This is a genomic window from Pseudomonas mucidolens (genome assembly GCF_900106045.1).
Classification (GTDB): Bacteria; Pseudomonadota; Gammaproteobacteria; order Pseudomonadales; family Pseudomonadaceae; genus Aquipseudomonas; species Aquipseudomonas mucidolens.
Map to the genome: position 1 here is coordinate 1,331,475 of NZ_LT629802.1, position 13,082 is coordinate 1,344,556.

General features: G+C 60.1%; 13 protein-coding genes. 8 read left to right on the plus strand and 5 right to left on the minus strand.

Features of this window, described 5'->3' with window-relative positions:
- Nucleotides 1-7: 7 nt before the first annotated feature.
- Nucleotides 8-1,231 carry a serine/threonine transporter SstT gene (gene sstT / locus BLU75_RS06540; RefSeq protein ID WP_084377738.1) on the minus strand — a complete coding sequence of 408 codons (1,224 nt, stop codon included), beginning with the start codon at nt 1,229-1,231 and terminating at the stop codon, nt 8-10.
- A gap of 212 nt (nt 1,232-1,443) precedes the next feature.
- On the opposite strand from sstT, the gene BLU75_RS06545 reads away from it, so the two are divergent.
- Nucleotides 1,444-2,598 carry an MFS transporter gene (locus tag BLU75_RS06545; RefSeq protein ID WP_084377740.1) on the plus strand — a complete coding sequence of 385 codons (1,155 nt, stop codon included), beginning with the start codon at nt 1,444-1,446 and terminating at the stop codon, nt 2,596-2,598.
- Nucleotides 2,599-2,601: 3 nt separating this feature from the next.
- Here the strand turns inward: BLU75_RS06545 and nhaR are convergent, their stop codons facing one another.
- The gene (nhaR, locus tag BLU75_RS06550) at nt 2,602-3,507 is read right to left on the minus strand and encodes a transcriptional activator NhaR (RefSeq protein ID WP_084377742.1); all 906 of its coding nucleotides are present in this window, start codon (nt 3,505-3,507) and stop codon (nt 2,602-2,604) included.
- Between the two features lie 134 nt (nt 3,508-3,641).
- Between nhaR and BLU75_RS06555 the strand changes: the two genes are divergently transcribed.
- From BLU75_RS06555 to mnmH, 4 genes are all read left to right on the plus strand, one after another.
- Entirely contained in the window at nt 3,642-3,893 is a 252-nt protein-coding gene (locus BLU75_RS06555) for a hypothetical protein (protein ID WP_084377744.1), read from the plus strand.
- A 29-nt stretch (nt 3,894-3,922) separates the two neighbouring features.
- Nucleotides 3,923-4,672 carry a TerC family protein gene (locus BLU75_RS06560; RefSeq protein ID WP_084377746.1) on the plus strand — a complete coding sequence of 250 codons (750 nt, stop codon included), beginning with the start codon at nt 3,923-3,925 and terminating at the stop codon, nt 4,670-4,672.
- A 92-nt stretch (nt 4,673-4,764) separates the two neighbouring features.
- Nucleotides 4,765-5,799, plus strand: coding sequence for a selenide, water dikinase SelD (selD, locus tag BLU75_RS06565; RefSeq protein ID WP_084377748.1), 1,035 nt, complete (start codon nt 4,765-4,767; stop codon nt 5,797-5,799).
- Nucleotides 5,799-6,905 (plus strand): tRNA 2-selenouridine(34) synthase MnmH, encoded by a 1,107-nt coding sequence (gene mnmH / locus BLU75_RS06570; protein WP_084377749.1) that lies wholly within the window; start codon nt 5,799-5,801, stop codon nt 6,903-6,905. The genes selD and mnmH overlap by 1 nt, the downstream gene beginning before the upstream one ends.
- 61 nt (nt 6,906-6,966) lie before the next feature.
- Here the strand turns inward: mnmH and BLU75_RS06575 are convergent, their stop codons facing one another.
- Both BLU75_RS06575 and BLU75_RS06580 read right to left on the minus strand, forming a co-directional pair.
- Nucleotides 6,967-8,022 (minus strand): permease, encoded by a 1,056-nt coding sequence (locus BLU75_RS06575; protein ID WP_084377751.1) that lies wholly within the window; start codon nt 8,020-8,022, stop codon nt 6,967-6,969.
- A gap of 98 nt (nt 8,023-8,120) precedes the next feature.
- Nucleotides 8,121-8,813 (minus strand): histidine phosphatase family protein, encoded by a 693-nt coding sequence (locus BLU75_RS06580; RefSeq protein ID WP_084377802.1) that lies wholly within the window; start codon nt 8,811-8,813, stop codon nt 8,121-8,123.
- Nucleotides 8,814-9,119: 306 nt separating this feature from the next.
- Between BLU75_RS06580 and BLU75_RS06585 the strand changes: the two genes are divergently transcribed.
- The gene (locus BLU75_RS06585; RefSeq protein ID WP_084377753.1) at nt 9,120-9,962 is read left to right on the plus strand and encodes a PhzF family phenazine biosynthesis protein; all 843 of its coding nucleotides are present in this window, start codon (nt 9,120-9,122) and stop codon (nt 9,960-9,962) included.
- 158 nt (nt 9,963-10,120) lie between these two features.
- Nucleotides 10,121-11,095, plus strand: a complete 975-nt coding sequence (gene hemB / locus BLU75_RS06590; RefSeq protein ID WP_084377755.1) for a porphobilinogen synthase — start codon at nt 10,121-10,123, stop codon at nt 11,093-11,095.
- Nucleotides 11,096-11,151: 56 nt separating this feature from the next.
- Here the strand turns inward: hemB and BLU75_RS06595 are convergent, their stop codons facing one another.
- On the minus strand, nt 11,152-11,766 hold the full coding sequence (locus BLU75_RS06595; RefSeq protein ID WP_084377757.1) for a LysE family translocator: 615 nt from the start codon (nt 11,764-11,766) through the stop codon (nt 11,152-11,154).
- A 137-nt stretch (nt 11,767-11,903) separates the two neighbouring features.
- Between BLU75_RS06595 and BLU75_RS06600 the strand changes: the two genes are divergently transcribed.
- Entirely contained in the window at nt 11,904-12,989 is a 1,086-nt protein-coding gene (locus tag BLU75_RS06600; protein ID WP_084377804.1) for a DUF1615 domain-containing protein, read from the plus strand.
- Nucleotides 12,990-13,082 lie beyond the last annotated feature (93 nt).

The following is a 13,082-nucleotide window of genomic DNA, read 5'->3' on the forward strand; positions in this document are numbered from 1 at the left end:
GCAGGCATCACGCCGGGGTTTTGTTTTCCTGACCCAGGCACGCAGCAGCGGTGAACAATACGTCGGTGGAGGAGTTCAGCGCGGTTTCCGCGGAATCCTGCAACACGCCGATGATGAAGCCCACGGCGACCACTTGCATGGCGATTTCACTCGGAATACCGAACAGGCTGCACGCCAGCGGAATCAACAGCAGTGAACCACCGGCCACGCCCGACGCGCCGCAGGCACAGATCGCGGCCACCAGGCTGAGCAACACGGCGGTAGGCAGGTCGACGGCGATACCCAAGGTGTGCACCGCGGCCAGGGTCAGCACGGTGATGGTGATGGCGGCACCGGCCATGTTGATGGTCGCGCCCAGCGGGATTGACACCGAATAGGTGTCTTCATGCAAGCCCAGGCGCTCACTCAAGGCCAGGTTGACCGGAATGTTGGCCGCCGAACTGCGGGTGAAAAAGGCCGTGATGCCACTTTCGCGCAGGCACATCAGCACCAGTGGATAGGGGTTGCGGCGCAATTTCCAGAACACGATGGCCGGGTTGATCACCAGCGCCACGAACAGCATGCAGCCGATCAGTACCAGCAACAGGTGCGCGTAGCCCAGAAGTGCGTCGAAACCGGAAGTGGCGAGGGTCGAGGCCACCAGGCCAAAGATCCCCAGCGGGGCGAAGCGAATCACCACGCGCACAATCAACGTGACACCCGTGGACAGGTCGCCCAACACCGTACGCGTGGTTTCACCGGCATGGCGGATAGCGATACCCATGCCGATGGCCCAGGCCAGGATGCCGATGAAGTTGGCATTCATCAGGGCGCTGATCGGGTTGTCCACGACGCTGAGCAACAGGCTTTTCAGCACTTCGGTGATGCCGCCCGGGGCGCTTACCGCGACATCGTGGGTCGCCAATACCAGCGTGGAGGGGAACAACATGCTGGCTACGACAGCCACCACCGAGGCCGAAAAAGTCCCCAGCAAGTACAGAAACAGGATCGGTCGGATATGGGTTTCCTGGCCGTGCTTGTGGTTGGCAATCGAGGCCATCACCAGTACGAACACCAGGATCGGTGCCACGGCCTTGAGCGCCGAAACGAATAACTTGCCGATGAACGCTACCGATTGGGCAGCACTGGGCAGCAGCAGGGCCAACACGATGCCAGCAATCAGGCCGATGATGATTTGGCTCACCAGGCTGACGCGCATGAGGCGTTGAAGGAGCGAAGGGGCAGCAGTCATAAAGAGTTGTCTCTAGTTTTTTTAATGTGTGCGGCGTAATACAGGGCGCGGAGTCTAACATGCCGCGGCGGACATCCATGTTGACTGCGTCACTCAGTCGCCCAGCGGTGCGCGACGCAGGTGCCTTCTGTTAAGATTACTCATCCTTTCTTCTATTTCTCTGCCAGCGGGCCTTCGGGCTGACGCTGGCGTCGCCGTTTCTGGAGTGGTTCATGTTGTTGCCCATCCTGCTGCTGTCGGCAGCCGGTTTTACCGTATTGACCACCGAGTTCGTGATTGTCGGCCTATTGCCCTCTATCGCCCGCGACCTTGGCATCAGCGTGTCCCAAGCCGGTCTGCTGGTGACCTTGTTCGCTTTCACCGTGGCCGCATTCGGCCCGTTCCTCACCGCGTACTTCGCGCGTTTTGAGCGCAAGCGGCTGTTTATCAGTATTTTGCTGATGTTCGGGGTGGCCAATACCCTGGCGGCCCTGGCGCCGAACATCTGGGTCATGTCCCTGGCCCGCTTGATCCCGGCCCTTGGCTTGCCGGTGTTCTGGGCGCTGGCCAGTGAAACGGCGGTGGACATTGTCGGGCCGGAATACGCCGGGCGGGCGATTGCCAAGATCGGTTTCGGGATTGTCTGTGCCACGGTATTCGGCATCCCGGTCGGCACCTTGATCTCCGACGTGTTCGGCTGGCGCACGGCCTTTGGCATTTTGGCAGTGGTGGCGGTGCTCAAGGCGTTGCTGCTGTTGGTTTATCTGCCGTCGACAAAGGTGAAGAAGGACGAAGTGACGCTACGCTCGCAGTTCAAGATCCTGCGCAACCCGGTGATGCAGGGGCATGTGCTGCTGTCGATCCTGGTGTTCAGCGGCATGTTCACTGCGTATACCTACCTGGCGGATATCCTCGAGCGCTTGGCCGGTTTCGATGGCACGCTGGTGGGCTGGTGCCTGATGGGCTTCGGCGCGGTCGGTCTGCTCGGCAACTCGCTGGGCGGGCGCGCGGTGGATCGTCACCCGCTGATCGCCTCCATGGTGTTCTGCGGTTTGATGATCACCGGGATGCTGGCGTTGGTCCCGGCGATCCACTCCACCCTCGGCCTCGCGGCCGCCATGGGGATCTGGGGCGTGACCCAGGCGGCACTGTTTCTGGTCAGTCATGTGCGGCTGATGAAAGCCGCCCCACATGCGCCGGCATTTGCCGCATCGCTGAACATTGCCGGCGCCAACCTGGGCATTGGCCTGGGGGCAATGGTCGGTGGGCGGGTGATCGATACGCTGGGGCTGGGCAGCCTGGGGTTTGCCGCCTCCGGTTTCATCCTGCTGTCGATTCTCCTGGCGCTGTGGCTGATGAGCGCCAAGCCCCGCGAGGTGTGCGCTTGAATTTCAGCCGGGCAGGGCGGTAAACAGTTCTCGTCGGGCACCTTCGGTAATCGCCATGATGCCGGGGTGCTTGACCTTGCGCTCCACCGATATGGCGTAGAACGATTCAGTCACCGCGTCCGTCTGGCCGAGCAGTATGACGCCATACTGCCGCTCTACCTCATCGGCAATCACGCTGGGCGCAATAAAAATCCCGCTGCCGGATTGGCCGAAGGCCTGCATCAAGGCGCTGTCGTCGAACTCGCCGATGATCTTCGGTTGGATCTGTTGTTCGGCGAACCAACGCTGCAAACGGCTGCGTATTACGGTTTCCGCGCCGGGAATCAACAACGGTGCGCCCTGCAGGCACTGTGGGAAAGTGCCGCGATGCTGGTCAGCCAATGCTTGGGTGGCGAAAAAACTGATGCCACATTCCCCCAGCTTCTGGCTGTAGCCCTTGATGTCCAGGTGCGTAGGCATGGGGCTGTCGGAGATCACCAGGTCCAGGCGCTGGATCGCCAGGTCAGCCAATAAACGTTCGAGTTTGTCTTCGCGGCAGGTGATGCGCAGGGGCTCGCTGAGCTCCATGGTCGGCGCGATCAGCCGATAGACGATGGACTTGGGTACTACATCCGCTACCCCCACCCGGAACAGGATCTGCTGTTCATCCGGCTGCGCGCGCAACAACGCCTCCAATTCATTGCCTGTCTGAAACATCTGCTCGGCGTAGGGCAGGGCCCGTCGCCCGGCTTCGGTCAGTTCCAACTGACGGCCGACCCGTTGAAACAGCGCGACACCGAAGGTTTGTTCCAGCAGGCTGATTTGTCCGCTAATGGTCTGGGGCGTGAGGTTCAGTTGCTCACAGGCGCGCACGATGCTGCCGGTCTTGGCCACGACCCAGAAGTAATGCACTTGTCGGTAATTGAGCATGGCGACCTACACTTCGTAAAACTCGAAGTATAAGCGAAAAAAATACGAATTTTACTGAAGTGTCTATCTCCTTAGAATGCCTCGCTATCGCGGACCCACTGCTTGGGTCCAATGGTTCTAATGAGGAAAGCATCATGAAACTCAACTCTATAGGCGCGGCGTCGTTGCTTGCGCTTTCATTAGTGATGATCAGCGGCTGTGACCAGGCCGAAAAAAGTGCACAGCAATTGCTGGGCAAAGCCAGCGAATCGGCCAAGCAAGCGATCGACGAGACTCACAAGGCCGCCGAGCAGGCGTTGAGCGAAGCCACTCAAGGTTTGATCGCACCGAAGGAAGACGAGGAAGAGCAGCGCAACACGCCTGAGACCACCTCGCAAGAAACCTAATTTTTCGAACACCGAGTCAGGACTGACCTATGGATTACCTTGTACAACTGGCCGCGAGCCCTACCGCCTGGGTCGCCCTGGCGACTTTGATCGTGATGGAAATCGTGTTGGGGATCGACAACCTGATTTTTATCTCGATTCTCACCAACAAACTCCCGGAAAAGCATCGGGCCAAGGCACGCCGTATTGGTATCAGCATGGCGCTGGTCCTGCGCCTGGGCTTGTTGAGCACCATCGCGTTTATCGTGCAGTTGACGGCGCCGGTGTTTGAAGTGTTCGGCCAGGCGTTTTCCTGGAAGGACATGATCCTGATCGCTGGCGGCCTGTTCCTGGTGTGGAAGGCGACGACCGAGATCCATCACAGCATGGACCCGGAGCCTGAGGAGAAGCAAAGCACTGGCAATGTCGTGTCCATCGGCTTTGCAGCTGCTATCGGGCAGATCCTGTTGCTCGACCTGGTGTTCTCGATCGACAGCATCATTACGGCTGTCGGCATGACCGAGCACTTGCCAATCATGATCATTGCCGTGGTGGTCTCGGTCATCGTGATGCTGGTGGCGGCTGAACCGCTGGCCAAGTTCATCAACGACAACCCGACAGTGGTGATGCTGGCCCTAGGCTTCTTGATCATGATCGGCATGACGCTGATTGCCGAAGGCTTTGGTGCCCATGTGCCTAAAGGCTATGTGTATGCGGCCATGACGTTCTCGGCAGCGATCGAATGCCTGAACATTGCACGGCGCAACCGTCATAAGCGACTGCTCGCCGCCAGGCAGTAACCGCTGAACCCCAAAGGCCGGCCGCGCTCAATAGCCCGGCCGGCCTTTTGCTGTCTGTTAGAATCCACAGACTTGATAGCCTGAGGTCCCCCATGAACGAGCAGATTCGCCTTACCCAGTACAGTCACGGCGCGGGTTGTGGTTGCAAGATCTCGCCCAAGGTCCTGGAAGTAATCCTCGCCGGCAGCGGTGCGCAGAACCTGGATCCCAAACTCTGGGTCGGCAATGCCTCGCGCGATGATGCGGCGGTGTATGCCATCGACGAAGAACGTGGCGTGGTCTCCACCACTGACTTTTTCATGCCGATCGTCGATGACCCTTTCGACTTCGGCCGTATTGCCGCGACCAACGCCATCAGTGATATCTACGCCATGGGTGGCACCCCGTTGATGGCCATCGCCATTCTCGGCTGGCCAGTCAATGTGCTGGCCCCGGAAATTGCCCGCGAAGTGATTCGCGGTGGCCGTTCGGTGTGCGACGCCGCTGGCATTCCCCTGGCCGGTGGCCATTCCATCGACGCGCCGGAACCGATCTTTGGCCTGGCCGTTACCGGGCTGGTGGACAAGCGCCATATGAAGCGCAACGACACGGCCAGCGCCGGCTGCCGTTTATACCTGAGCAAACCCTTGGGCATCGGCATCCTGACCACCGCGGAAAAGCAGGGTAAGTTGCGTGACACCGATATCGGATTGGCGCGGGACTGGATGTGTACCCTCAACACACCGGGTAGCCGTTTCGGCAAGCTGGCCGGCGTCACCGCAATGACCGATGTGACCGGTTTCGGTTTGCTGGGGCATCTGGTAGAGATGGCTGACGGCAGCGGTTTGACCGCACACATCGAATACGACAAGGTCCCACGCTTGCCAGGCGTCGAGTATTACCTGGATCAAGGCTGCGTACCCGGCGGCACGCTGCGCAACTTCGACAGCTATGCCAACCGTCTGGGGCGTATCAACGAACTGCACAAACGTGTGCTGTGTGATCCGCAAACCAGCGGCGGCCTGTTGGTGGCGGTCACCCCGGAGGGTGAAGCCGAATTCCTCGGCGTGGCGGCCGAACTGGGGCTGAACCTGACACCCATCGGACAATTGGTGGAGCGACAGAGCAACGCGGTAGAGGTGTCTTGATGTCCGTCGATATCACCGATTACCGCGATATTTTTCTCAACGACCGGCCAATGATGGATACCCGCGCACCGGTTGAATTCGTCAAGGGCGCGTTCCCGGGCGTGGTCAACTTGCCCTTGATGACCGATGACGAACGCCAGCGAGTCGGCACGTGCTACAAGCAGCAAGGGCAGCAGGCGGCGATTGTGCTGGGGCACGAGTTGGTGTCCGGGGCGGTCAAGGCCGAGCGCGTCGAGCAATGGGCGCGGTTTGCCCGCGCCAACCCGGACGGTTACCTGTACTGCTTTCGCGGCGGCCTGCGTTCGCAGATCGTCCAGCAGTGGTTGCGCGAGGCGGGCGTCGACTACCCGCGGGTGGGCGGTGGTTACAAAGCCATGCGGAGTTTTTTGCTCGACACCCTTGAGCAGGCTGCGGACGAATGTGACTTTGTTTTGCTGGGCGGCATGACCGGCACCGGCAAGACCGAAGTGCTCGGCCAATTGCGCAATGCCCTGGACCTGGAAGGGCACGCGAATCACCGGGGTTCCAGTTTCGGCAAACGGGCCACCGGGCAACCGTCGAATATCGATTTTGAGAATCGCCTGGCAGTCGACGTGCTGAAAAAGCGCACGGTCGATATTGAGCAGTTTGTGCTGGAGGACGAGAGCCGCATGATCGGCAGTTGTGCTTTGCCGCTGGCGTTGCACAAGGCTATGCAGACGATGCCGATGGTGTGGCTGGAAGACAGCATCGCCGGTCGGGTCGAGCGAATCCTGCGCGATTATGTGGTCGACCTGTGCGCCGAATTCGTCGAGGTGTTTGGTGACGAGGGCCAAGGGTTGTTTGCCGAGCGCCTGACCCAAAGCCTGGGCAATATCCATAAACGCCTGGGCGGCGAGCGTTTCCAGCGTTTGCAGATCCTGTTGCAGGAGGCCCTGCAAGAGCAGGCCCGCACGGGTTCAGTGGACCTGCACCGAAGTTGGATAGAAGGCTTGCTGCGCGAATATTACGACCCGATGTACGCCTTCCAGCGCGAGAAGAAAGGTGCACGGATCGAGTTCGCCGGGGAGCAGGGCGCGGTATTGGAGTACTTGCGTGAGCGAGATGTGCGGCGGGGCGCAGGTTGATCGCATCGTCGCGGATGCCCCCAACCCAACCCTCGCGGCATATCTCAACAGCATCGGATAACTAGAGAATCACCACCGCCACCAACCCACACACTACACCCATCAGCATGGTCAGCCCGGCCACGGTCACCAGCACGCGTGCGTCGAAATCCCTGCGCAGCATCAACAGCGACGGCAGGCTCACGCTGGGCAGGGTCATCAACAGCGCCACGGCCGGCCCGGTGCCAAGACCGAGCGTCATCATGGTTTGCACGATAGGAATTTCCGCCGCCGTGGGAATCACAAACAGCGTGCCGACCACCGCCAGCGGCACCAGCCACACCAGGCTGTCGGCCATCGCGCCGTCCACGTGGGGAAACAACCACACCCGCGCCGCGCCCAGTAGCAGCACCGCCAGGATGTAGACCGGGATGGTGCTCCAGAACAACTGCCACAAGGTGTGCAGCCAACGACTCAGGAACGGCTGGGTTTCGGTGGTGCTGACATCGGCCACGGCCTCCAGTGCTACCTGCGGCACCTGTTCAGGACGGGCGATGCGTTGGGCGATCAACGCGACACCGACCACCAACACCAGCCCGGCCACCAGCCGCAGCGCGGCAAAATCCCACCCGAGGACAAAGCCCATGAATACCAGAGTGGCCGGGTTGAGCACCGGGTTGGCCATCCAGAACGCCAACGCCGCTCCCACCGATACCTGCTGGCGTCGCATGCCCGCGGCCACTGGCGCGGCGCAGCAACTGCACATCATGCCCGGCAGGGCGAACAGGCTGCCGCGTAAGGTGGAGCCGAGCCCGGCGCGTCCGAACAGACGCAACAGCCAGTCCCGTGGGATCAGCACTTGCAGCAGCGAGCCGAGCAGCACCGCCAATACGGCAGCTTTCCAGATCGCTAGGAAATACACCTTGGAATAGGCCAGGGCAGCCGCCAGCGGAGTCGTGTGCTGGTCGTCGAGAATGGAGGCGCCGATACTGTGGCTGTCCGCCGCCACGAAGGACTTGAGGTAGTAGGGTGACCATTTCACGTAATAGAGGCCGATACAGGCCACCAGGAGAAACAGCGCCGGTTTCCACCAGAAAGACCAGCCGCGTGCGGGGCTGGCGGAGGTGAGGTTGGACATAGGGGATGATCCGCAGGTAAGTCGATAGCGGCACATCATACGCGCAGGCAAGACGATTCGCCTGGGAAGCTCGGCTGCTGCTCCCTCAGACGGTCCGGTCAGCCGGCATGCGTTGCATCCGGGCACGTGTGCAGGCCGTTATCCAGGCCCTGCTTGTAGTTGCGGCTGAGCAGGCTGGCCTTGCCGTTGTGCCATGTCAGGGTCAGCACGTAGAGCGTGTCGAAGTCAGTCCCGGACCAGTCATCGGTAATCGTGCGTTTTTCACCCAGCGCTTCGCTTGCCACCTTGTTGATCAATTCCGGCAGATAACCGTGGGACCAGGCGGTGTAGATGGTCGAGTTGCGGTATTTGCTACCCACCAACTCATCAGCCAGATCACTGGTGTCATTGGCCGAAAACTCGATGTTTACCGGCAACCCGAGTTTGATGGCGCTAGGGCTGATGGTCATCAATGGGCGAATATAACTGTAGGAATTGTCCAGTTCGCCTTCCTCGACATTCCGGGTCGGATTGGCCGCAAACACAAAATCGGCGGCGCCGAATTTTTCCGGCAACACCGTGGCCAGGTTCATCGCGCGATTGAGGCCCTGGCAGTTGAGCTGGCCCAGACCTCCGGCAGGTTTCTCGCCGTGGCGCAGGAACACCAGTGTCTGTACGCCATCAACCTGTTGTGCGCGGCTTTCCCGGACTTCCAGGGTCACCATCAACGCGCCGCCCACCACCAGAAACGGCAACATAATGTATGAATATCGTTTAAAACGTTTGGCCAGGCTTAGAGACTGTAATTTCATCAGGGTCAGGTCTTCAGTGCATCGGATTGAGGCTAACAAGCCCGGCCACAGCGTTGCTTCCAGCATCGCATGACATTCCATGACAATATGGCGGTACGCCTCCATTCAACCGCTTAAGCGCTTTTTAAGAGTACAACTTCGCCTTTTGGTTCTCTTGTACAGGAGATTAAGCAGCGGATGTTGCGAATTGAAGAACGCAGCAGGTCGCGTGCCAGATGAATAGGGTTGGATTGTCTGCCTCGGGGCTCGAGGATTGCTAACTTCCTGGCTGACGCTGAATACCACTGATTTTTTGATAGGAATTTCATGCCTTCTTTCGATTTCAAACAACTGGATGTCTTCAGTCACCACGCCATCAAAGGCAATCCACTTGCTGTGGTGCTGGGCGCCGACAGCCTCAGCGACCAGCAAATGGCCGACTTCGCCAAATGGACAAACCTCAGCGAAACCACGTTTCTGCTCAAGCCCCGTGATCCGCGTGCCGATTACCGCGTGCGTATTTTCACCACCTTGAACGAGCTGCCTTTCGCCGGCCATCCCACCCTGGGCAGTTGCCATGCCTGGCTGCAGGCCGGCGGTGTGCCCAAGGGTGAAGAAATCATTCAGGAATGCGAGATCGGCCTGGTGCGCATTCGCCGCGAAGGTGAGGAACTGGCTTTTGTCGCGCCACCGCTGTTGCGCTCAGGCCCGCTGGAGGCGGATTTGCTGGAACGTGTGCGCTTGGCGCTGGATCTTGAACCGCACGCCATTCTCCGCAGCCAGTGGGTCGACAATGGCGCGGGCTGGCTGGCGCTGATGTTGGCGGATCGGGAGACCGTGCTGGGTCTGCAACCGGACTATTCGCAGCTGTCAGGCTTGGCGGTGGGAGTGATTGCGCCGTGGAACCCGTCTCGGGACGGTGACGAAGCGCAATTTGAAGTGCGCGCCTTTGTTGCCGGCGATGGTGCGCCGGAAGACCCGGCGACCGGCAGCCTGAATGCGGGAGTCGCTCAATGGCTGTTGACTGAAGGCCTGGCGCCAAGCCGTTATATGGTCAGCCAGGGCACGGCCATGGGCCGTGTCGGGCGAATCCGGGTGGTGCAGCAGGGCGATGAAATCTGGATCGGTGGCGCCGTTACGTTGTGTATCGAAGGGCGCTTGACGCTTTAACGGAGATTGTCGCAAACGCCATTGTTACGTGAATGGAAAAACAGCGTTATGGACGCGGGGTTTGTGCTCTCGGTCAATCCGGGCATAAGCTTTCGCCCTTACGCTACCGCCCTTGCCAGATGCGCTGGCCTTTCTTGTAGGAAATTGTAGGAAAATTCATGTCCAGTCAGTTCCCCGAAGCCCGTTCTCGCCGTCTGCGCCGTTCTCCGGAGTTGCGCAGCCTGTTCCAGGAAAGCGAATTCACCCTGAATGATCTGGTATTGCCGATCTTCGTCGAAGAAGAAATCGATGCGTTCGTGCCCATTACCAGCATGCCGGGCGTGATGCGGATCCCTGAGTCGAAACTGGCCGGTGAAATCGAACGCTACGCCCGCGCCGGGATCAAGTCGGTGATGACCTTTGGCGTGTCGCACCACCTGGACGCCAGCGGCAGTGACACCTGGAACGAGCGTGGCCTGGTATCGCGCATGTCCGCCATCTGCAAGGATGCGGTGCCGGAAATGATCGTCATGTCCGACACCTGCTTTTGCGAATACACCGATCATGGACATTGCGGCGTGATGCACGGCACTGAAGTCGATAACGACCGCACGCTGGTCAACCTCGGCAAGCAAGCCGTGGCCGCCGCGCGTGCCGGTGCTGACGTGATTGCGCCGTCGGCGGCAATGGACGGTCAGGTCCAGGCTATTCGCCGGGCGCTGGACGAGGCGGGCTTCACGCATATCCCGATCATGGCGTATTCCACCAAATTCGCCTCGGCCCTCTACGGTCCGTTCCGCGAGGCCGGCGGCAGTGCGTTGAAGGGCGACCGTAAAAGCTACCAGATGAACCCGATGAACCGCCGCGAAGCCGTGCATGAGTCGCTGTTGGATGAGCAGGAAGGCGCCGACTCATTGATGGTCAAGCCTGCCGGGGCGTACCTGGACATCATCCGCGATATCCGCGAAGCCTCGCGTCTGCCGGTGGCGGCATATCAGGTCAGCGGCGAGTACGCGATGATCAAGTTCGGTGCCCAGGCGGGGGCGATTGATGAAGCCCGGGTGGTGCGTGAAAGCCTGGGCTCGATCAAGCGGGCGGGCGCGGACCTGATCTTCACCTACTTTGCGATGGACCTGGCGCTGGCCGGGATCTGAACCAGGTGATTGTCTGCAGGAGCGCGTCTACCGCGCTCCTGCAGCGTGGCGAGGCTTTAGCGTTGGGCAAATGCCAGGTTCAGTCCCAGGCCTGCAAAGGCTGCGGAAAAACTGCGGCGCAACCAGTGCTGTACCCGTGGTGACTCGATCACGGCGCGACGAAAGACATTGGCCAAGAGGCCATAGATCACAAACACCGCGAACGTCATCGCCATGAACACACTGCTCAGTATTGCCATTTGCAGGACGGGCGCGCCAGCGCCCGGCGTCACGAACTGAGGCAGAAAGGCCAGGAAAAAAATGGTCAGCTTCGGGTTGAGGATATTCAGCAAAAAGCCCCGTAACATCAGGCTGCGGGCGCTGGACGTGGTTGGCGTGTCATTCACCGCGAAGGCAGACCGATCGCGCCAGGTGATATACGCCAGATACAGCAAGTAAGCAGCCCCGGCATACTTCAGCGCTTCGAACGCCAGGGCGCTGGTGTGCAGCAGGGCAGACAAGCCCAAGGCTGAAGCCAGCAGATGTGGGACGATGCCCGCGGTACAGCCCAGCGCGGCGAAGATACTCGCGCGTTTGCCGGCCGTCAGGCCTGTGGAAACGGTGAAAATCACACCGGTTCCGGGGATCAGTACGACGATCAGGCAGGTAATGAGGAAGTTCAGGCTGAGCATAGTGTTCCAACTCCTTGTTGGAACCACGGGGCTCGATCCTTCCATATTCCGCAGGCGTTGGCGAGCGCAGCGAACCGACGTTGGACTTGCCGGTCGATATCTGCCAAGACTGGACCTTCACCGCTCAAGGACACTTCATGTACTCATCCCGCCTGATCTTCTGCCTGACCACTTTGTTGGTGCTGGCCGGCTGTTCGACCCAACGCAGTCAGCAGCAACCCGAGCGCAGTGAGGCCGAAGTCAAGGCGCAGATCGTGCGCTTGATACCGGCCAAGGTCCCCGACCGTGCTGGCTGGGCCCAGGATATTTACACGGCATTCAACACCCAGGAAATCTACCCCGGCACCGAGAATATCTGTGCGGTGCTGGCCGTGACCGAGCAAGAGTCCACCTATCAGGTCGATCCACCGGTACCGAACATGGGCAAGATTGCCCAGGATGAAATCCTCCGGCGCGCGGCCAGGCTCCACGTCCCCGGCGTGCTGGTGCGCACGGCGCTGCAATTGCGCTCACCCACCGGCAAATCCTATGCCGAGCGCTTGAAGGCTGCCCGTACCGAAAAAGACTTGAGCGCCATTTTCGATGACTTCATCAGTGTCGTGCCTTTGGGACGCACGCTGTTCGGCAGTTTCAATCCGGTCCACACCGCAGGTCCGATGCAGGTCAGCATTGCCTTCGCCGAGCACCAGGCGCGGGGTTATCCCTACACGGTGGACGGCAGTATTCGCCGGGAAGTGTTCACCCGACGTGGCGGCATGTATTTCGGCATCATGCATTTGCTGGGCTACCCGGTGAATTACGATCAGCCGTTGTACCGCTTCGCTGATTTCAACGCTGGCTGGTACGCCAGTCGCAATGCGGCGTTCCAGGCGGCTGTCAGTCGCGCGTCGGGCAAGACGCTGGCGCTGGACGGGGATTTGATCCGTCATGGCTCGATCATGCCCGGCAACACCGAACTCGCGGTGCGCTCGTTGGGCAAGGCGCTGGGTATGCGTAATCCGAGTATCCGCAGTCAGTTGGAACAGGGCGATAGCCTGGATTTTGAAGAGACGACCCTGTACCAGCGGGTATTTGCCTTGGCCGAGAAAGCCGAAGGCAAGCCGCTGCCACGGGCGGTCTTGCCGGGCATCGTGCTGAAAAGCCCGAAGATCACCCGCAAGCTGACCACGGCGTGGTTCGCCAACCGCGTGAATGATCGTTATCAGCGTTGCATGAAGCGATGATGCGCCTGTCGGCATCACCGTTATCAATCGACAGGCGCTATTGGTGCGGATTTGTGTGGTGGATGTTGGTGGTCGTGGGGCTGGAACCGGGTT

What these genes read in the sequence shown, in the direction of transcription:
- sstT (WP_084377738.1), bottom strand. Translation starts at nt 1,231, where the DNA reads ATGACTGCTGCCCCTTCGCTCCTTCAACGCCTCATGCGCGTCAGCCTG.
- BLU75_RS06545 (WP_084377740.1), top strand. Translation starts at nt 1,444, where the DNA reads ATGTTGTTGCCCATCCTGCTGCTGTCGGCAGCCGGTTTTACCGTATTG.
- nhaR (WP_084377742.1), bottom strand. Translation starts at nt 3,507, where the DNA reads ATGCTCAATTACCGACAAGTGCATTACTTCTGGGTCGTGGCCAAGACC.
- BLU75_RS06555 (WP_084377744.1), top strand. Translation starts at nt 3,642, where the DNA reads ATGAAACTCAACTCTATAGGCGCGGCGTCGTTGCTTGCGCTTTCATTA.
- BLU75_RS06560 (WP_084377746.1), top strand. Translation starts at nt 3,923, where the DNA reads ATGGATTACCTTGTACAACTGGCCGCGAGCCCTACCGCCTGGGTCGCC.
- selD (WP_084377748.1), top strand. Translation starts at nt 4,765, where the DNA reads ATGAACGAGCAGATTCGCCTTACCCAGTACAGTCACGGCGCGGGTTGT.
- mnmH (WP_084377749.1), top strand. Translation starts at nt 5,799, where the DNA reads ATGTCCGTCGATATCACCGATTACCGCGATATTTTTCTCAACGACCGG.
- BLU75_RS06575 (WP_084377751.1), bottom strand. Translation starts at nt 8,022, where the DNA reads ATGTCCAACCTCACCTCCGCCAGCCCCGCACGCGGCTGGTCTTTCTGG.
- BLU75_RS06580 (WP_084377802.1), bottom strand. Translation starts at nt 8,813, where the DNA reads ATGAAATTACAGTCTCTAAGCCTGGCCAAACGTTTTAAACGATATTCA.
- BLU75_RS06585 (WP_084377753.1), top strand. Translation starts at nt 9,120, where the DNA reads ATGCCTTCTTTCGATTTCAAACAACTGGATGTCTTCAGTCACCACGCC.
- hemB (WP_084377755.1), top strand. Translation starts at nt 10,121, where the DNA reads ATGTCCAGTCAGTTCCCCGAAGCCCGTTCTCGCCGTCTGCGCCGTTCT.
- BLU75_RS06595 (WP_084377757.1), bottom strand. Translation starts at nt 11,766, where the DNA reads ATGCTCAGCCTGAACTTCCTCATTACCTGCCTGATCGTCGTACTGATC.
- BLU75_RS06600 (WP_084377804.1), top strand. Translation starts at nt 11,904, where the DNA reads ATGTACTCATCCCGCCTGATCTTCTGCCTGACCACTTTGTTGGTGCTG.